The organism is Bacteroides sp. 41_26 (assembly GCF_949740115.1).
Taxonomy (GTDB): domain Bacteria; phylum Bacteroidota; class Bacteroidia; order Bacteroidales; family Bacteroidaceae; genus Bacteroides; species Bacteroides nordii.
Map to the genome: position 1 here is coordinate 1 of NZ_CATJGZ010000037.1, position 19221 is coordinate 19221.

The window sequence follows — 19221 nt, forward strand, 5'->3', positions numbered from 1 at the left end:
CCCCCCACCGGGGAGAAGGAAGAAGAGGAAGATATTTCTTTGCTTCCTCCCCCACCCGAATACGCACTCAATGAGAAAACACACAATTACAGCGGGCTACTGGAGAGCCTGAGGCTGCACAATGTGAAGGACAAAGCCGAGATTAAGGCGATACTGAGATTGTCGGACTATGGCAGGAAGGGGACGGAAATATGGAGAGTACTGGCAAAAACAAACTGGGGCAGGATTGAGGCACCGGGAAAATATATCCTAAAAATACTCAGGACTTCACAGTAAAAAACAGGTTTAAAAACCTGGAAATCAAGCAATAAAAAAGTACGTACTTTTGGGATACCAAAGTACGTACTTAACACACTATTAATATGCATTTTAAGTCACCGTTAAAATACTAAGTTTGTATGCGGGAAATGAAGGACTCTGCTATTTCACTTATAGCCATTGTAAGATATCACTTTTTCTTTCACCTTACGAATTTTCTTCCTCTTCTCTTTCAATGGATAGCCGACAATAATATCCAGCAACAGTCGTTTAGAAGCAGGAATACCCGTCAGTTGTTTAATTTCTTTTTCATCGAACCAACCAAGGATACACGAACCCAAGCCTTCACTTTCGGCAGCAAGAACAATATGGGCAGCTGCAATGCCTACATCAATCAGGGGGAAATGCTTGTCTTTCACTTTACCTCCCAAAAGAGAAGTAATATTGGCAGATTCCTCCACTACCAGGATATGTACAGGTGCATCCTTCGCAAACTTATTCATGCCAAGTCCGGCAGCAGCCTTCCCTACTTTGCGGGAAAGTTCTCTGTCCGTAACCACCACAAACTTCCACGGCTGTGCATTGCAAGCTGAAGGTGCCAAACGAGCAACTTCCAGTATCCGTTCCAGCTTTTCCGGTTCAACAGAGTGTTCCTTATCATAAGCACGGTCACTTTGCCGTGACATAACTAATTGCAGAAAATCCATAAAAAGGGTTATAGAATTTTAGAGTTATAACTCTATAACTTTAAAACTTATACTGAATCATACGGCTGATATACTTGCCGATGATATCGAATTCAATGTTTACCACACTACCGATCACAAAAGTATGGAAGTTGGTATGTTCATAAGTATAAGGTATAATGGCTACCTGGAAGGTATCATCCGTAGGGTTACATACAGTGAGGCTGACGCCGTTCACCGTTACCGAACCTTTGTCTACAGTGATATATCCACGCTTTGCCATCTCTGTATCAAATGCATATTTGAATGTGAAATACCAGCTTCCGTCTGCATCTTTGATATCCACACAAGTAGCAGTCTGATCAACGTGTCCTTGCACGATATGTCCGTCCAGACGTCCGTTCATCATCATGCTACGTTCCACATTCACTTTATCCCCTATTTTAAGCAAGCCAAGGTTGGAGCGGTCAAGCGTCTCCTTCATGGCAGTCACAGTATAGGTATCATCGGTCATGCTAACAACTGTCAGACATACACCGTTGTGTGCAATACTCTGGTCTATTTTCAACTCATTTACAAACGAACACTTAAAAGTAAAGTGTATATTTTCCTGGTCTTTTACCAGTGCTACGAGAGTAGCATATTCTTCTACTATTCCGGAAAACATAAAGATATTTACTATTTATGATTTAACTATTTACGATTTACGGTTGGAGATACCCTCTCCGATCATGGGGTCAAAGATACAAAATTGAAACTGATTAGAGTAGAGGAAACAAATAATCTGTGTTAATTGTTAATAGGATATAAGTATAAAAAAATGGGGCTTTTCACAAAGCTCCATTTCTCAGTTTTCAATAGGTATTAGTTTTTTTTTAAGGTAAAAAGATTGTTTTCAGGATAACGGTGCAAATATAGGCGCTTTTCTCGTTATGAACCAAATATTAAAACATGTCTTATAACATCTTTTTGAAATTTCTTTGGATTTATTATCATTTCAAGATAGTAACCTCACTACCTACCCGTTACAGCAGACAAATATAGAACTTTTTTTTAAGTACTACTAATTTTTGTATAAAAAGTTGCATATTATGACTTTTCCGGATAGTGTTCATCCGTTTTTCCGCTATGTTTTAACACTTTCGCATCAATAAAGAACACTATCTCTTCGGCAATATTAGTGATATGATCTCCGGAACGCTCTAATTTACGGAACACACTTACGAGGTTCAGGCAGGAAAGTACACTTTCGGGATGTTCTTTTATATAACCGGCAAGAACCGTAGTGGCTTCAGCATTGATTTCATCTAGCAGGTTGTCTTTGGAAAAAACGGCGGTAGCCAGTTCAATACTCTCTTCATTCAAAGCACGTTTTGCCAATTCAAGCATAGAGAGCACTTCTCCCAACATCTCTTCCAGACGAAGACGTTTCAACAATTCGGCATCCAAAACAGGCTCCTCACACTTCAGCACAAAACGGGCAATCCCTTCGGCAAAGTCACCCAGACGTTCCAGATTGGTATTAATCTTAAGCATGGCAAGCACAAAACGCAAATCGATAGCCACAGGATTATACAAAGCAATCACATCCTCCACATCACTGTCTATTTTCAGTTCGGAAGCATTCACTCTCCGTTCACGAACAATCACTTGCCGGGCAAGTTCTTTATCAAGTGTCAATACGGCCTCTCCAGCTCTATCCAACTGGTTATAAACTAATGTCCACATCTCATCAACTTCTTTGTGCAGCAGGATGAGCTCCGATTCTATAAACTTCACCATAATATAATAATTTAATAATGTGCTAATTTGAAAAATGTGCCAATATGCCAATTAACCGTAATACAACAACATGCCGCATGGCAATTGGCACATTGGCATATTGACACATTGGCACATTATTCTATTGGCACATTGAATAATTATTTTTTTATCCGAATCTTCCGGTTATGTAGTTCTGCGTTGCTTCTTTCTCCGGATTCGTAAAGATTTTCTTTGTATTGTCATATTCTACCATCTCTCCCAGATAGAAGAAGGCCGTTTTATCACTAACGCGAGCAGCCTGCTGCATATTGTGTGTTACTATGACAATCGTATATTGCTTCTTCAACTCATGAATCAATTCTTCTACCTTTGCCGTAGAAATAGGATCGAGGGCGGAAGCAGGTTCATCCATCAGCAATACAGAAGGAGATACGGCCATAGCGCGTGCGATGCAAAGACGCTGTTGCTGCCCGCCCGAAAGAGCATAAGCAGACTCTTTGAGCTTGTCTTTGACTTCGTCCCAAAGTGCTGCTCCTTTCAATGTCTCTTCGACACGCTGGCGAATAAAAGCATTGTCTTTAACTCCATTCACCCGTAAACCATACGCCACATTTTCAAAAATGCTTTTAGGAAACGGATTGGGACGCTGGAAAACCATTCCTACATTTTTACGGAGTTCATCGACCTGTACGCCTTTATCATAAATATTCTCACCATCGATTCGAATCTCTCCTGTCAGGCGAGTGTCAGGAATCAAATCGTTCATACGGTTAAATAAACGAAGAAAGGTAGACTTACCACAGCCTGAAGGACCAATAAACGCTACTACCGTTTTTTCTTCGATCTCCATACCGATACCCTTCAATGCATGAAAGTTACCATACCAGAAATTCACATCACGAGCACTTACCATTGTTTCCATATTCTTTATTTACGATTTGACGATTTACAATTTACGATTGAAATTACTTCTATTTATGATTTTACAAAATGCGATGCAACTTGATTCAATATGCGATGCAACTTGAAACGAATTGCAACATCAATCGTAAATCGTAAATTGTCTAATCGTAAATCTTACTTAGTTTGTTTTTACTTTTTTCTCAAAATACTTTCTCAAGGCATTCGCCAACAAGTTTACCAACAGAATAATCAGAATCAACACCAATGCAGTGCCATAAGCCAACGGCAATTGAGCTTCCATATTCGTACCACTGGTAGAAATCACATAAAGGTGATAAGGTAATGCCATACACTGATCAAAAATACTGGTAGGCAACTGCGGCAGGAAATAGGCTGCACACGTGAAAAGGATGGGAGCCGTCTCACCGGAAACACGTCCTAAGGCAAGGATCAGTCCGGTAATGATATTGGGCATACCCATTGGTAAAATGACATGCCAGATCGTTTGCAACTTGGTTGCTCCCAACGCTCTGCTACCCTCACGCAAGCTGTCAGGAATCGCCTTCAACGCCTCTTCTGTGGTACGAATCACCAAAGGAACACAAAGCAACCCCAACGTTAGCGAACCGGCCAAAATGCTGTCACCGAACCCAAGATAATTGACAAACAGAGCCATACCGAACAATCCGAAAACAATGGATGGAATACCACTCAGATTATTGGTCATCACTCGAATAAAGCGAACCAGCTTTCCTTTGGGAGCATACTCATTCATATAGATACCGCTCATCACTCCTACCGGAAAGGCAAAAAGTGCACTTCCTATCATCAGGTAGAACGTACCTACAATAGCGGGCCAGATGCCTCCTCCCGTCATACCATCGGTAGGCGCAGAAGTAATAAAATTCCAATTTATAGCTCCTATACCTTTATATATAATAAACCCCAATATGGCAAACAAGATCAGTACGATACACAAGCTTAACGCCCGGAAGATTCCGAAAGCAATGCCTTGTGAACGACGTTTTGCCTTATTATTACTTACTATTTCCATTTTATTTGCTTCGTTTTACGCCTTTAGACGAGATGTACTCTACGCTAAAGTTTATAATTAATGTGATAAAAAACAATACTACACCTAACAGGAACAGCGCCTGATAATGAGGCCCACCGGCAGGTGCTTCGCCCAGTTCGGCAGCAATAGTGGCCGGGATGGTACGCAACGGTTCAAGGATTGTAGTAGGAATTACCGCTGCATTTCCGGTTACCATGAGTACAGCCATCGTTTCACCAATAGCACGACCGATACCAAGCACAACTCCTGAAGTGATTCCGGAGATGGAAAAAGGAATAACGACCTTATATATAGTCTGCCATTGTGAGGCTCCCAACGCTAAACTGGCTTCACGCATGGCACGCGGACAATTGCGCATTGCATCTTCCGTCACAGTAATAATGGTTGGCAGTGCCATGATGGCCAATACGATACTTCCTGCCAGCCCGCTCTCTCCTACCGGCAAATCGAATACTTTTTGTATAAGTGGTACAATCACTATCAACCCGAAAAAGCCATAGACTACCGACGGGATTCCACTCAATAATTCGATGATAGGCTTCAGCCAGCCACGTACTTTCGGATTGGCTACTTCGGACATATAGATAGATACGGAAAGCCCGAACGGCAAAGCGATAAGTATGGCGAAAAGGCTTACCCAAAGGGTACCGGTAATAAGAGGCAGAAAGCCAAACAACGGAGCGGGAGTAGCCGTCGGGAACCATTCGGCACCGGCAAATACATCTTTTACGGAAATGGTATTATCCTTGATAAAATGTACCTTATCCGGTGTTGTAATAAACTGTTGCGGGACGAAAGCAACAATCCCCGGAGTCTTCTCAATCAGTTCCATAATACGTGCCCCGGCATACTGATAAGCATCTCCCAACTCTTCTTCCGTATAGTATTGTGTGATATCTTCTAAACGAAAAACCCGGATAGGGAGATTCTCCCCACCGAGTTCTTTCCAATTCGTTATCTCTTCATCAAAAACATCTTTTATCTGAGCCGGACTTAGCTGGCTGACCTTATTATCTTTATTTAAAGCTAATACATATCCTTCTTCTATCACTTTGCTGCTGAATAGTCCAAAAGCTTCAGTAAACAGGAATAGTACGATAAGCAGGATGGTTATACTTGTAACAAAGCCACTACAAGTAAGCATACCCTCTACAATCTTTTCGAAAATCTTCTTCATACCTATTGTTTGATTTCTGAATGCAAAGGAAAGAGTATCATATTAAGGAGGTGTGAATTCCGCTTGAAGGAAATGTTTCAAAAGTGTTACATTTATGTTACAAGAGCAAACATTGTAGGTTTTATAACAAGAATGTAATATCTTCTTTTTTAATTTGCGAGCGAAATACCAATTATAAGTGAATTTATGAATGCAAAAAGCATATTATTTCTGAGTCTGATTCTTATAACCACAGGCATTCAAGCCCAACGGATCAAAGGTAGTGACACGGTTCTTCCGGTTGCCCAGCAAACTGCCGAACGCTTTATGAATAGAAACGCAGATAGCCGTGTCACCGTCACAGGTGGTGGAACCGGAGTAGGCATCTCCGCCTTAATGGATAATACCACTGACATTGCTATGGCTTCCCGCCCTATCAAGTTTAGTGAAAAGATGAAGGCCAAGGCTACTCAAAAAAATATAGAGGAGGTTATCGTTGCATACGATGCCCTTGCCGTGGTAGTACACCCGACAAACCCGGTGAAGCAACTTACCCGTCAACAGTTGGAGGATATCTTCCGGGGTAAAATCACTAACTGGAAACAAGTGGGTGGCGAAGACCGTAAGATCGTTGTATACTCCCGGGAAACCTCTTCAGGAACCTACGAATTCTTTAAAGAAAGTGTACTTAAAAATAAGAATTACATGTCCAGTAGCCTCTCTATGCCTGCCACCGGTGCCATCATACAATCGGTGAGCCAGACAAAGGGAGCTATCGGCTATGTCGGGTTGGCCTATGTATCACCACGTATCAAAACGTTGTCAGTGTCTTATGACAACAAGCATTATGCCCAGCCCAATGTAGAAAATGCAACTCGTAAAATTTATCCCATCGTACGTCCTCTTTATTACTATTACAATGCAGAGAACAAAGAAGCGGTAACACCTCTTATTGACTTCATTCTTTCTCAGGAAGGGCAGGATATTATAAAAAAGAGTGGATATATTCCGGTGAAATAAGGTTATGCAAAAAAAATGTCATACTTTTGTAGCTCATAACTCGTAACTCATTAAACGCTATGACAGATATTAGAAACGAAGAGGTGACAAGCGAAAAAAAAAGCCTCAACTTTATTGAGCAAATTGTAGAAAATGATTTAAAAGAGGGCAAAAACGGAGGAAAGGTACAGACGCGTTTTCCGCCTGAACCCAATGGTTATCTTCACATAGGTCATGCCAAAGCTATTTGCCTCGATTTCGGCCTCGCGGCCCGTCATGGCGGTGTATGTAATCTTCGTTTTGATGACACCAATCCAACCAAAGAAGATGTGGAGTATGTAGAAGCTATCGAAGAAGATATCAAATGGCTCGGCTTTGAGTGGGGAAATGTATATTATGCTTCGGATTACTTCCAGCAACTTTGGGATTTTGCCGTGCGTCTTATCAAAGAAGGTAAAGCCTACATTGACGAACAGACTTCCGAACAGATTGCCGCACAAAAAGGAACTCCGACTCAACCGGGAACTGAAAGCCCCTATCGCAACCGCCCCATTGAGGAGAATCTTGCCTTATTTGAAAAAATGAACAGTGGCGAAATAGAAGAAGGTGCTATGGTACTCCGTGCTAAAATAGACATGGCAAATCCGAACATGCATTTTCGTGACCCGATTATCTACCGTGTAGTGAAACATCCGCATCACCGTACAGGTACTACCTGGAAAGCCTATCCGATGTATGACTTTGCGCACGGACAAAGTGACTTCTTTGAAGGAGTGACTCATTCACTCTGTACACTGGAATTCGTCGTACACCGTCCGTTATACGATCTTTTTATCGACTGGTTGAAAGAAGGGAATGACTTGAATGACAATCGTCCCCGTCAGTATGAATTCAATAAGCTGAACCTCAGCTATACGCTGATGAGTAAACGCAATCTGCTAACACTCGTAAAAGAAGGTCTGGTAAATGGCTGGGATGATCCACGCATGCCGACTATCTGCGGTTTCCGTCGTCGTGGCTATTCACCTGAGTCTATCCGTAAGTTCGTTGACAAAATTGGCTACACTACTTATGATGCTCTCAATGAATTTGCTTTGCTGGAAAGTGCTGTACGTGAAGACCTCAACGCCCGTGCTACCCGTGTTTCTGCGGTATTGAATCCGGTGAAACTGATTATTACCAACTATCCCGAAGGAGAAGTAGAAGAACTGGATGCAATTAACAATCCGGAAGATCCGGAAGCAGGAAGCCATACAATCGAGTTCAGCCGCGAACTGTGGATTGAACGTGAAGACTTTATGGAAGATGCTCCGAAAAAATATTTCCGCATGACTCCGGGACAGGAAGTACGTCTCAAAAATGCATATATCGTAAAGTGTACCGGCTGTAAGAAGGATGAAAACGGTAATATTACTGAAGTATATTGCGAATATGATCCACATACAAAAAGTGGTATGCCCGATGCTAACCGTAAAGTGAAAGGTACTTTGCACTGGTTGAGTTGTGCACACTGCCTATCTGCAGAAGTACGCCTCTATGACCGTCTTTGGAAAGTAGAGAACCCGCGTGACGAACTGGCTGCCATCCGTGAAGCTAAAAACTGCGAAGCATTGGAGGCCATGAAAGAGATTATCAATCCTGACTCTTTACAAATACTCAATAATTGCTATGTGGAAAAGTATGTAGCAACATTGCCTACACTCTCGTACCTGCAATTCCAGCGCATAGGCTACTTCAATATAGACAAAGAGTCGGCTCCCGACAAACTTATATTCAACCGCACCGTGGGGTTGAAAGATACATTCAAAATTAAAAATTAAAAGTTGGAAATAAAAAGCGGACTGCACATACACAAAAGTACAGTCCGTTTCTTTCTCCCTCAATTTCGTTTTTAATTTTTAATTCTCATTTTTAATTAATCAAATGGCTAGAAAAAATCCATCTACGGATAAAGAACAAGAATTGAACGAACTCATTGCAAGTTACGAAACAGCAAAAGCAGAGAATAGGCAACTTTATCTGGACGGTGACCAACTTGCAGATATCGCAGACAAATATGCCACAGACCGTCGTTTTGAGGAAGCACAAGAAGTAATCAGCTACGGTCTTGAACTTCATCCGGGGCACACAGACCTCTTGGTAGAGCAGGCTTATCTATATCTGGATACGATGCAACTTCAAAAGGCCATAACCGTGGTTGACAGTATCGCAGAAGGTTACGATCCGGAAGTCAAACTGCTAAAAGCCGAAATCCTGTTGAACGAAGGTAAGTTGGACGAAGCAGAAACCCTGCTCAACTCTATTGAAGAAGAAAAATCACTGGAAACGATCATTGATGTAGCGTATCTTTATATGGATATGGGCTATCCGGAGAAAGCATTGCCATGGCTCACTCTCGGACTGGAAGAATATAAGGAGAACGAAGAATTCCTTGCAGCCATCGCCGATTGCTATCGTAGCGGAGAGTATAACACAAAGGCAATATGTTTCTACAACAAGCTGATTGATAAGAATCCGTACAATCCCTCTTACTGGACCGGACTTGCCAAATGCCATTTCAGCCAGCAGGAGTTTGACAAGGCTATTGAAGCCTGCGACTTTGCCCTTGCGGCCGATGATAATTTCGGAGAGGCACACATCATAAGAGCACACAGCCTCTTCCATTTAGAGAATGAAACTGAAGCTATCCAGGAATATCAACTGGCTCTACAGAACAAAAGCCTACCTCCCGACTTTGCTCATATGTTTATCGGGCTGGCATATGCCAATCAGGAAAAATGGGAACTGGCTTACAGAAGTTATGAACTTGCAATGGAAATTATCGGAGACGATAACTCTCCCATCCTTTCGGATATATACAGCAATGAAATTTTCTGTCTTTCCAAGTTAGGCAAATATGAAGAAGCACATCAACTCTGCGAAAAGGCCAAAAAACAGATACCTGAGAGTGTGGAAATTTATCTGCAGGAAGGACGCCTCTATCTGGAAGAGGATAAGTTTGAGGAAGCTAAAAAGTGCTGGGCTGTAGCGTTGCAATATGCACCCGAAGCCGAAACATTAGTGCAGATAGGCAACTATAGCCTGGACTATGGCATGGTAGAAAATGCCCGCCTTTGTTTTGAAGAAGCCAAGAAACAAGATCCTGATTATCCGGGGATCAATGGTCGTCTGGCTTCTATCTGCATGATTCTTAGGGATCACAAAGGATTCCAAAAATACAATCAAATGTCAGAAACTCCGCTAAGCATAGAAACGATTCAGGAAATGTTGTCACAAAATACCGACAAAGATATCTTGCAGAATCTGGAAACATTCATGAATGAACTCGACGATGTAAATAACGGAGAGACTGAGAAAGATAAAGAAGATAACTAAAATTAGAAGTTAGTAGATAATAGCTGGTAACTGGAATCCATTTGGCATAAGAGTTATCACATGCATAGATTCTATCTACTGACTACTAAATCAAAATACTTAAATTATAAATTAGCATTCAGAATTTAAACAAATGGAATCTGTAGCCTTCATTCAATGGTGTCTCGATCACCTTAACTACTGGACTATTACCCTGTTAATGACCATCGAGAGTTCGTTTATACCCTTTCCGTCCGAGGTAGTTATACCTCCTGCCGCCTACAAAGCAGCTGTAAATGATGAAATGAATGTATATCTGGTAGTATTGTTTGCCACAATTGGAGCAAACCTCGGAGCAATCATCAATTATTATCTGGCTTACTGGCTGGGACGCCCTATCATTTATAAGTTTGCCAACAGTCGTTTTGGCCACATGTGCCTCATCGACGAAGCTAAAGTACAACATGCAGAAGAATACTTCGATAAGCACGGTGCATTGTCTACTTTTGTAGGGCGTCTGATCCCTGCTGTACGTCAGTTAATCTCTATCCCTGCCGGTCTTGCCCGTATGAAGCTTTCCACCTTCCTGTTATACACTACTCTTGGAGCCGGTTTATGGAATGGTATACTGGCAGCTATCGGATACCATCTGGCTTCCGTTCCGGGTATCGAGAGCGAAGAACAATTGTTGGCACGTGTTGGTGAATACAGTCACGAACTGGGTTACTTCTTTATCGCTGTAGGGGTATTTATTGTAGGTTTCCTGGTTTACAAAGCACTGAAGAAGAAATAAGGACTTCGTATTGTTTTGAGTTTATTTCACCACAGAGGACACAGAGTTTTAATTATTTAAAGTCAATTAGATAATTATTCAGTATCTCTGTGTTCTCTGTGTCCTCTGTGGTGAAATTAAACTCAGAAATTAAATTGCAATCCCACTCCTAATATTTCCTTAAACTGCACCCGTGGTCCTTTTGTTCCGTCTTTCTGGGCTATTTTCACATCGTCATCATACATCAGATTGGTAGTTAATGTAGTTGAGAACCATTTATTAATTGCCATATTTATCTGTACCTCCCAATTCACATCCACATTCTGCGGTTTATCCAAATAATCAGAATAGAGATCCAGACGGGAATAAACTGTCATATTCTTCATAAACTCATATCGCACCTCTCCTTTCAGATTTGCTCCGAAGCTCGATAATAAATGCTTGCCCGGATCTACACCGTAAGCTCCTTCGTCAGATAAACGATCATTGAGCACGAACGTACCACGCCAGGAAGCCGGAGACAGTACTACCGTAAAGATCTTATTGGGTTCGTAAGTAAAACCAAGTCCGGTGGTCAGATAGGCAGGAGACATAAACTCTGAAACAGAGATATCTTTGTTTACCTTATAATCATATCCGGGAGAAAATTGCGTCTGAAAAGTAGCAAAAGCACTGGCATACCAGCTCTTCGCTATAGAATATCCGTAATTAGAATTCAGGTAGATCTTATCATTCGCTTTCCTTACACCGTCTTCGCCCGTTTTATTTAATCCATAGGCCAATTCGAGACGATTGTTCCAAAGATGTTTTCCTTTTTTATAATTGGCCTGATAAGCACCCTGTAAATCAAAGGCAACAGAGTTGTCACCACCGGCAGCCCAGTTTGTTAAACTTACCTGGGTCAATTTCACCCCGGCATATCCTTCCCTTGTCCAGGGGGAAGCTTCTTTTGCCGGTTCCGTTTGAGCCGACAACACTCCTACGCCCATAAATAAAAAGGCGATAGGCACTAATTGCATTCTGTTCATTCTGTTTAGGTTTTATTTATTTCTGAAAAAAACACAACCTAACAAGAACTGAAGAGATGGCGATATTACCATATCTATAAACCAGTCCCTATTAGGTCAAAATCTTTAATACCTGTGCCTTTAAAAGGCACAGGCTCTCTCTCTTTAATAATTTATTCTTTCACAGCAGCCAGTGCTTTATCATAATCAGGTTCTTGCGTAACTTCCGGTACCAACTCTGTATAAGCAATCTTACCATCTTTACCAATCACCACCACCGAACGCGCCAACAAGCCGGCAAGCGGACCATCTGCCATACGCACACCATAACTCTCATCAAAATCCGAATAACGGAAATCCGACAATGGAATTACGTTTTCAATACCTTCAGTAGTACAGAAACGCGCATGAGCAAAAGGAAGATCTTTGGAGATAGCCAATACGATTGTATCTTTCAAACCAGCTGCCATTTTATTAAATTTACGTACAGAGGTTGCACAAACACTTGTATCAAGACTTGGGAAAATATTAAGAATTACATTTTTCCCTTTGAGATCTTTCAGAGAAAAAGAAGATAAATCTGTTTTTACAAGTTCAAAATCAGGAGCTACCTTTCCTACCTGTATAAATTCACCGATCAGCTTTACCGGTTGTCCTTTGAAATTTGTTGTTGCCATAAGATATATTATTATTAGTTATTTAGTATTTTAAAAAAGAGTCTTAAGTTTCGCTCCTTTGTGTATACAACAATTAAAGTTTGCAATAGGTTCACAAAGAAATAACAGAATCATACATCAAGCCTCATATGATATATTATCCAGCATACAACCGATTTGTATATCAAATCGCCATGCCAAACCTTTTTTCCCTCTATTTGTTACTCCCCTAACAAACTTATAGTATCAATTAATAAAATCACATTCGTATGAAAACAGTATTTGATGAGATTCAACATTCAGTGAAAAATTGGTGGATGTCTCTTATTTTAGGTATTTTGTATATCGGCGTAGCGTTATGCCTTATGTTTGCTCCGTTAAGTAGTTATGTAGCTCTAAGCATTATCTTCAGTATCTCCATGTTAGTCAGTGGTATTCTGGAAATTCTTTTTGCTATAAGCAATAAACATGTGTCAAGCTGGGGCTGGTACCTCGCCGGAGGTATTATTGACCTTATTATCGGTATTTATCTTGTGGTTTATCCAATAGTAAGCATGGAAGTTATACCTTTCTTGATTGCTTTCTGGCTCATGTTCCGGGGGTTCTCTGCCACAGGCTACTCCATGGATCTGAAACGTTATGGAACCCGCGACTGGGGCTGGTATATGGCATTCGGAATTCTGGCTATTTTATGCTCTCTGCTCATTCTGTGGCAACCGGCAATAGGTGCATTATATGCCGTGTATATGATTTCGTTCACCTTCCTCATCATCGGTCTTTTCAGGTTCATGCTTGCGTTTGAGCTTAAGAACCTTCATAAAAGAGTGAACAACTAAAACCTTATAGAACAAATTGTTAAATTCAAAATTTGTGAATTGAGATTTATCATGCGATGTCAAGCACATCCAAATTCTCAATTCACATTTTTTAAGTTCATCAGGTATTTGCCGTCATTCCTTCTGCTTTGAGAAACCGGAACATGGTCGTTCTGGACACTCCAAACTCACGTGCCAGTTTCGCATGTTTAGCACCACCTCGTGCTTGTTTTAAAATATATTTTCTGTTATCATGCAATAATTGCAATTTAGGATTATCTCCTTTTCTCCTCCCTAATGCAACTCCTTCCTGCTTGCGTCTTGCCAAGGCCTCTTTTGTACGCATGGAAATAAGATTACGTTCTATTTCTGCCATTAAGCCGAATGCAAACCCTAACACTTTACTGTTTATATCATTCTGAAAGACATATCCCTCTTTAGTACTATACAGTACTACCTGCTTCTTAATGCATGAATTTAAAATAGTCATAATCTCCAATAGGGTCCTGCTTAATCTTGAAATCTCTGTAACAATCAGCGTGTCTCCCGGCTTCATCTGTCGCAATAGCGGTGCCAGTTTTCGCTCTTTCGTACTTACACTCCCACTCACCGTCTCGGTGTACCATTTATCAATAGCCAACCCATTCTTCTCTGCGAATCTTAAAATCTCTTCTTTCTGATTGGCTAAAAACTGCTTTTCTGTACTTACTCTCAAATAAGCTATTACCATAATTTTCTCGATTAAAATGATTAATACACCGCGAAAAAACAGTAAATATTATAATATATCATCTTCGTTAGAGATTCTTTTATTTCTCTATTTTCCAGGTATTCAAAATAAAATCATAGCAAAAAATATGCAAATCGCTCTTTTTTTTACCATATCTTTATCCTATCTTTACCAACTCATTATCTAAACAACCAAAATCATTTCGATCTTATTCTTTGTTTATTGAACAAACCTAAAAGGAAGCATAGAAATGGAAATACAAATCTTCACAAAATCATTGATTGAAAAAGCAAAACTGTCTGGAAGGTATAGTACCGCAGATAGTTATCTAAGTACGCTGCACAGTTTACAATTGTTTACAGGTACTCCATCTACTCGTTTTGACGAGATTACTCCTCAACTTATTAAAGGGTTTGAGCAGCATCTCTTTCTGAAGGGGTTGTATGAAAACACGATCTCTTTGTACATGCGCATGTTGCGCTCTATCTTTAACCAGGCAGTGGCTGCCGGAGTAGCTACAATAAACACCAAAGACATCTTTGAGAATGTATTTGTAGGCTGCGACACGACCGCCAAAAGGGCTATCAAACCGATTATAATCAACCAATTACGGGAAGCAGATTTTAGTCGGTACCCGCAATTGGAATTTAGTCGTGACCTGTTTCTGCTAAGTTTCTACTTACAGGGAATCCCATTCGTAGACCTGGCTTATCTGCGTAAAAGTAATGTCAATGGAAACATACTGGTTTACCGCCGCCATAAAACCCGGCAACAGCTGTATATTACCGTTGAAAACTGCGCGCACAAGATCATTAAACGCTATGCACGTGAATGCAAAAACTCGGCTTACTTGCTACCGATACTAAATGCTGTAGGAGAACAAGGATACAAGCAATACAAAAGCGCATTGCGGCTGTATAACAAGCATTTGCATCAGATATCGGAAATGATACAGATAACGCCACACCTCACTTCATACGTAGCAAGGCACACCTGGGCAAGTACAGCAAGGGAAAAAGGAATTCCTGTCTCGATCATTAGTACAGGAATGGGACATTCATCGGAAAAAGTAACATATGTATATCTGGAATCGCTGGATAACAAAACGATGAGTGAAGCAAACAAAAAAATTATCTCAGCAGTGACTTCTAAGAAAAAAATGATACTCAAAAAGAGTTCCCTTACTTATTAGGTAAGAGAACGACTATTATTTTTTCTTGTCGCTGCAAAATTAGGGATAAAATTTCTATCTAACACAATAAAGCTTGATATTTTTTTCAAAAAAAACCAATTTAACATAATAAATACACCAGTTTAAACCTATTGTTCAATAAACGAAGATTTGATATGAAAATTCTGTTTGATGTAATTACAAATGTTACATCAAACAGAATTCAATAAAACAGACAGTTTTTCCTTTCTAAACCGCCTTTTTCGTTAGACTATATTAACACTAAAACGACTTTCTTTGAACTTTTTGATATTTGAGATTCCCTTACCTAATAAGTAATGGAACAAATATTAAACAGACAATGAATATTTTAATTAATCCTATATTTAGTGTAATTGTATGCTGCATAGCAGCACTTGTTGTAGCTATCTTTATAGAATTCATCACGCTACCACGCGTTCTTCTCATCTCCAGGAGAAAACGTTTATATGATATGCCTGACAAGCGTAAATCCCACGTCAACCCTATACCAAGATTGGCCGGCATTACCTTCTGTCCCGTTATTCTTCTTAGCTTTCTACCCATAGCAGGACTACAGGCTATATGGATGGGAGCATTTAATATCAGTCATTCATCCGAGTCTTTCATTCGCCTTTCTTTTATGATATGCGGCGTTCTTCCTCTGGTATTAATGGGAGTCAAAGACGACTTGATTGGCGCACGCTATTCACATAAATTCATTATTCAAACCTTATCTGCCCTTTTGCTGATAGCATCCGGAACTTACATCAACAACCTATATGGGCTTTTTGGCATATACGAATTATCACCCTATATCGGAATACCCTTCACAGCCCTGCTGATTGTATATATCATTAATTCTATTAATCTTATTGACGGAGTAGACGGACTTGCAGCGAGTCTCAGTATCTCAGCTGCAGCCATCCTGGGTATCGGCTTCATTATTGCAGGCAATTACACAATGCCTATTCTTACTTTCTCTGTAGTAGGTACACTCATTCCTTTTCTATATTATAATATTATAGCCCGAAGAAAACTATTCATGGGCGACACAGGATCGCTCACTCTGGGTTACATACTTGCCTTTCTTGCGGTGTATTATAGCATGAGGGATTCTTCCGAAGCAATTTCAACAGGCATACCACCTATTATTATAGCATGGTCGGTTTTGTTTATTCCACTGTTTGATACTGCCCGGGTTATGTATACGCGGGCCAGCCAGGGAAAATCACTTTTCCATCCGGATCGCAATCATATCCATCACAAATTGCTCGACTTGGGATTTAGTCACCGCAGAATCACTTTGACCCTCACCATAACTACGCTCTTCATTACAGCGTGCAATATCCTTTTGCATGAGTTACTCAATATCAATCTGATATTGGCCATTGATCTTATAGCAGGTATTTTATGTGATGTATACCTCAACAAACGGAGAAGAAGAAGGGCTCAAAGCTTAAATAAGAAACTATTAAAACAAACCGAATCAATCCCAATGGGAGACTTCGTAATCACCAATAACTACCAGTTTGACTCTATCCCCGACCAGCAAATGGTGATACATGCCATAGACTCACGCATCTGGTTCATGGCCAATGAGGATAAAGAACTCAAGCAAGCACTCCTCCAAAGTGATATATTAGTTCCAAACGGAGCGGGCATAACGCTTGCTGCCCGTTGGCTCACAGGAAAGCAGATTCACAATATATCGCGTGATGACCTACATCTGTCTATACTTCAACACCTTGATAAAGTAGCGGGATCAGTATTCTATCTTGGAGCTTCTGACCGGACTCTTGCTCTTATTACCGAACGTATTCTCACAGAATATCCAAATATCCGAGTAAAAACATATAGCCCTCCTTATCGCGACAGTTTCTCTGAAGAAGAAACAAACGAAATGATAACAGCTATAAACGAATTCAAACCTGATGTACTATTTATCGGAATGTCAGTATCCAAACAAGAAAAATGGATTGCCACTAACCGGCATCTCCTTCACACCCATCTTATATCCGGAATAGGAGCTGTGTTTGGTTTTTATGGTGGCACTACTTCTTATCCTCCTCAATGGAGAAAACAGCAGTCTCTATCTGCCATTAAAATCTTAATCACCGCTTTACAAATAAAGAATAGAAAGAAATCGATAAAAACAACCACCGAATACGAAACTAATTAAAAAATATCAGCAAAGAATAATGTAAATAATACAGATATATATATTATTAAATAATTAATTACATAAATCTCAAACACGAGCATTCTTGAAAAAGTTAGTAAATTAACATATTCAAGAAATGCAAACACTATTCACTTTATATAAATGTAATTATATAAGATAATTTAAAAAAATAATCTTCGGACATTCTTATCCATACTCTACTACACGAAGGAAAGAAATACTACTTGCCCCCAAACAATCCATTAACAAAACTGAAAATGGAAACAAGAGGCATTGAATAAAATCAAAATTCAAGAAAACAAACAAGAAATAAAAGAAATTCATCCATTTTATAATTACGCATAGTATCTCACACAATAAACAGTCACACAATCAGTATATTACATCAACAAAAGACCTATAAAGGTTTCATATATAAACAACAAAAGCAATACTACAAAATATAAAATCTAAAAATAAGTATAAAATATTCATTTACATAAAATCTATTCAAAGAATTATATCATTCATTTCACAGATACCATCATACCTTCTTTAAAAAAGATAACATTCGCATTAATGAATTCTAAAAAACATCCAAACCCTTTTTACAAAAAAGACTACGATTGAAATATTAGTAATATATTTTCAAGAAACAAACGAGAAGCCACTATAAGTAAAAAGACAGAATTCAAATAAAAAATTAAAAAGACAAAACTCATTTATTATATTATTTTTTATCTACAAATTATTTTTTTTCGTAAATAATATATATCTTTGCATCGGATTTGGTCTATTGTATCAAAGATTACCTCACAGAGTTGTGACAGGTAACAGCGTAGCGTGCTCAAGCGCTTCGTAACAAAGCACCGGTATCCCCCTCCATTTCGATATCAGAAATCTCAGAATATAACTTTATGAAGTACTGGCTTGCAGCTTACGTTCGCCTCCATCACGAAAAGAAAACTCGTGATCGCATCAATGCTATGGGTATCGAATGTTTCCTCCCCATTCAAGAGGAAATTCATCAATGGAGTGACCGCCGGAAAAAGGTGGAACGCGTGGTGATTCCAATGATACTCTTCGTTCGTGTATCCTCCGAAGAACGCTCTTTACCTCTAACCTTATCGTCCGTTAGCAGGTATATGGTGTTACGCGGAGAATCAACTCCTGCTATTATCCCGGATAAACAAATGGAGAAATTCAAATTCATGTTGGACTACTCCAAAGATGCCGTGGAATTATCTACTACCCCACTTGCTCCGGGAGAATTGGTAAAGGTGATCAAAGGGCCATTAACAGGTCTAGAAGGAGAACTGGTAATGGTAGACGGAAAAAGTAAAGTTGCTATCCGATTAGATATGCTTGGATGTGCACAGGTAGATATGCCAGCTGGATTTGTAGAAAAAATAACCAGCAGGTGCCATAAGAAAAGAATGAAGTTATCAACGAACCAACCATCATTATAATAGAATGAAGTTATCAACGAACCAACCATCATTATAATAATATGAAAGGAATTGTATTAGCCGGCGGTTCAGGCACCCGTCTGTATCCTATCACCAAAGGGGTAAGTAAACAGTTGTTGCCTATCTTCGACAAACCCATGATTTACTATCCGATATCCGTATTAATGCTTGCCGGTATCCGCGAAATATTAATCATCTCCACGCCTTATGATCTGCCGGGCTTC

Annotated in this window: 18 protein-coding genes and 1 pseudogene; 10 read left to right on the plus strand and 9 right to left on the minus strand. The window is 40.0% G+C overall.

The genetic code is table 11. The features are described 5' to 3' along the window. Positions 1-276: pseudogene (locus tag QX565_RS00885) on the plus strand (DUF4373 domain-containing protein); the annotation flags it as partial. 149 nt (positions 277-425) lie between these two features. Here QX565_RS00885 and QX565_RS00890 read toward each other — a convergent pair. The 6 genes from QX565_RS00890 to pstC form a co-directional block, all read right to left on the minus strand. Continuing rightward, positions 426-965 (minus strand): nitroreductase family protein, encoded by a 540-nt coding sequence (locus QX565_RS00890; protein ID WP_289290706.1) that lies wholly within the window; start codon positions 963-965, stop codon positions 426-428. A gap of 40 nt (positions 966-1005) precedes the next feature. Next, positions 1006-1611 carry a riboflavin synthase gene (locus QX565_RS00895; protein ID WP_221651313.1) on the minus strand — a complete coding sequence of 202 codons (606 nt, stop codon included), beginning with the start codon at positions 1609-1611 and terminating at the stop codon, positions 1006-1008. Positions 1612-2033: 422 nt separating this feature from the next. Beyond that, positions 2034-2726 (minus strand): phosphate signaling complex protein PhoU, encoded by a 693-nt coding sequence (gene phoU / locus QX565_RS00900; protein ID WP_195351137.1) that lies wholly within the window; start codon positions 2724-2726, stop codon positions 2034-2036. Positions 2727-2874: 148 nt separating this feature from the next. Continuing rightward, positions 2875-3630: a phosphate ABC transporter ATP-binding protein PstB gene (gene pstB / locus QX565_RS00905; RefSeq protein WP_221651312.1), complete on the minus strand. Its 756-nt coding sequence runs from the start codon at positions 3628-3630 to the stop codon at positions 2875-2877. A 159-nt stretch (positions 3631-3789) separates the two neighbouring features. Further along, complete coding sequence (gene pstA / locus QX565_RS00910; RefSeq protein WP_289290709.1) at positions 3790-4665, minus strand: phosphate ABC transporter permease PstA; 876 nt, start codon at positions 4663-4665, stop codon at positions 3790-3792. Position 4666: 1 nt separating this feature from the next. Beyond that, positions 4667-5863: a phosphate ABC transporter permease subunit PstC gene (gene pstC, locus QX565_RS00915; protein ID WP_251237038.1), complete on the minus strand. Its 1197-nt coding sequence runs from the start codon at positions 5861-5863 to the stop codon at positions 4667-4669. 186 nt (positions 5864-6049) lie between these two features. Between pstC and QX565_RS00920 the strand changes: the two genes are divergently transcribed. From QX565_RS00920 to QX565_RS00935, 4 genes are all read left to right on the plus strand, one after another. After that, positions 6050-6862, plus strand: a complete 813-nt coding sequence (locus QX565_RS00920; protein ID WP_289290712.1) for a PstS family phosphate ABC transporter substrate-binding protein — start codon at positions 6050-6052, stop codon at positions 6860-6862. Positions 6863-6921: 59 nt separating this feature from the next. Further along, the gene (locus QX565_RS00925; protein ID WP_002561556.1) at positions 6922-8661 is read left to right on the plus strand and encodes a glutamine--tRNA ligase/YqeY domain fusion protein; all 1740 of its coding nucleotides are present in this window, start codon (positions 6922-6924) and stop codon (positions 8659-8661) included. A 103-nt stretch (positions 8662-8764) separates the two neighbouring features. Then, positions 8765-10216 (plus strand): tetratricopeptide repeat protein, encoded by a 1452-nt coding sequence (locus QX565_RS00930; RefSeq protein ID WP_289290715.1) that lies wholly within the window; start codon positions 8765-8767, stop codon positions 10214-10216. Between the two features lie 133 nt (positions 10217-10349). Continuing rightward, positions 10350-10988 (plus strand): DedA family protein, encoded by a 639-nt coding sequence (locus QX565_RS00935; RefSeq protein ID WP_221651308.1) that lies wholly within the window; start codon positions 10350-10352, stop codon positions 10986-10988. 122 nt (positions 10989-11110) lie between these two features. Here QX565_RS00935 and QX565_RS00940 read toward each other — a convergent pair whose 3' ends face one another. Together QX565_RS00940 and tpx are read right to left on the minus strand one after the other, a co-directional pair. Next, the gene (locus QX565_RS00940) at positions 11111-11995 is read right to left on the minus strand and encodes a DUF3078 domain-containing protein (protein WP_289290717.1); all 885 of its coding nucleotides are present in this window, start codon (positions 11993-11995) and stop codon (positions 11111-11113) included. A 152-nt stretch (positions 11996-12147) separates the two neighbouring features. Then, entirely contained in the window at positions 12148-12651 is a 504-nt protein-coding gene (gene tpx / locus QX565_RS00945) for a thiol peroxidase (RefSeq protein ID WP_002561552.1), read from the minus strand. 248 nt (positions 12652-12899) lie between these two features. Between tpx and QX565_RS00950 the strand changes: the two genes are divergently transcribed. Beyond that, the gene (locus QX565_RS00950) at positions 12900-13466 is read left to right on the plus strand and encodes an HdeD family acid-resistance protein (RefSeq protein ID WP_289290719.1); all 567 of its coding nucleotides are present in this window, start codon (positions 12900-12902) and stop codon (positions 13464-13466) included. 100 nt (positions 13467-13566) lie between these two features. On the opposite strand, the gene QX565_RS00955 is transcribed toward QX565_RS00950, so the two are convergent. Further along, the gene (locus QX565_RS00955; RefSeq protein ID WP_221651305.1) at positions 13567-14175 is read right to left on the minus strand and encodes a master DNA invertase Mpi family serine-type recombinase; all 609 of its coding nucleotides are present in this window, start codon (positions 14173-14175) and stop codon (positions 13567-13569) included. A gap of 250 nt (positions 14176-14425) precedes the next feature. Between QX565_RS00955 and QX565_RS00960 the strand changes: the two genes are divergently transcribed. From QX565_RS00960 to QX565_RS00975, 4 genes are all read left to right on the plus strand, one after another. Next, positions 14426-15367: a tyrosine-type recombinase/integrase gene (locus tag QX565_RS00960; RefSeq protein ID WP_221651304.1), complete on the plus strand. Its 942-nt coding sequence runs from the start codon at positions 14426-14428 to the stop codon at positions 15365-15367. 340 nt (positions 15368-15707) lie between these two features. Further along, complete coding sequence (locus QX565_RS00965) at positions 15708-17546, plus strand: WecB/TagA/CpsF family glycosyltransferase (RefSeq protein ID WP_289290722.1); 1839 nt, start codon at positions 15708-15710, stop codon at positions 17544-17546. 899 nt (positions 17547-18445) lie between these two features. Next, entirely contained in the window at positions 18446-18997 is a 552-nt protein-coding gene (locus QX565_RS00970) for a UpxY family transcription antiterminator (RefSeq protein WP_289290724.1), read from the plus strand. Positions 18998-19038: 41 nt separating this feature from the next. Next, positions 19039-19221, plus strand: a 183-nt coding sequence (locus tag QX565_RS00975; protein ID WP_289290726.1) for a sugar phosphate nucleotidyltransferase, incomplete at its 3' end; no start/stop codon positions are given.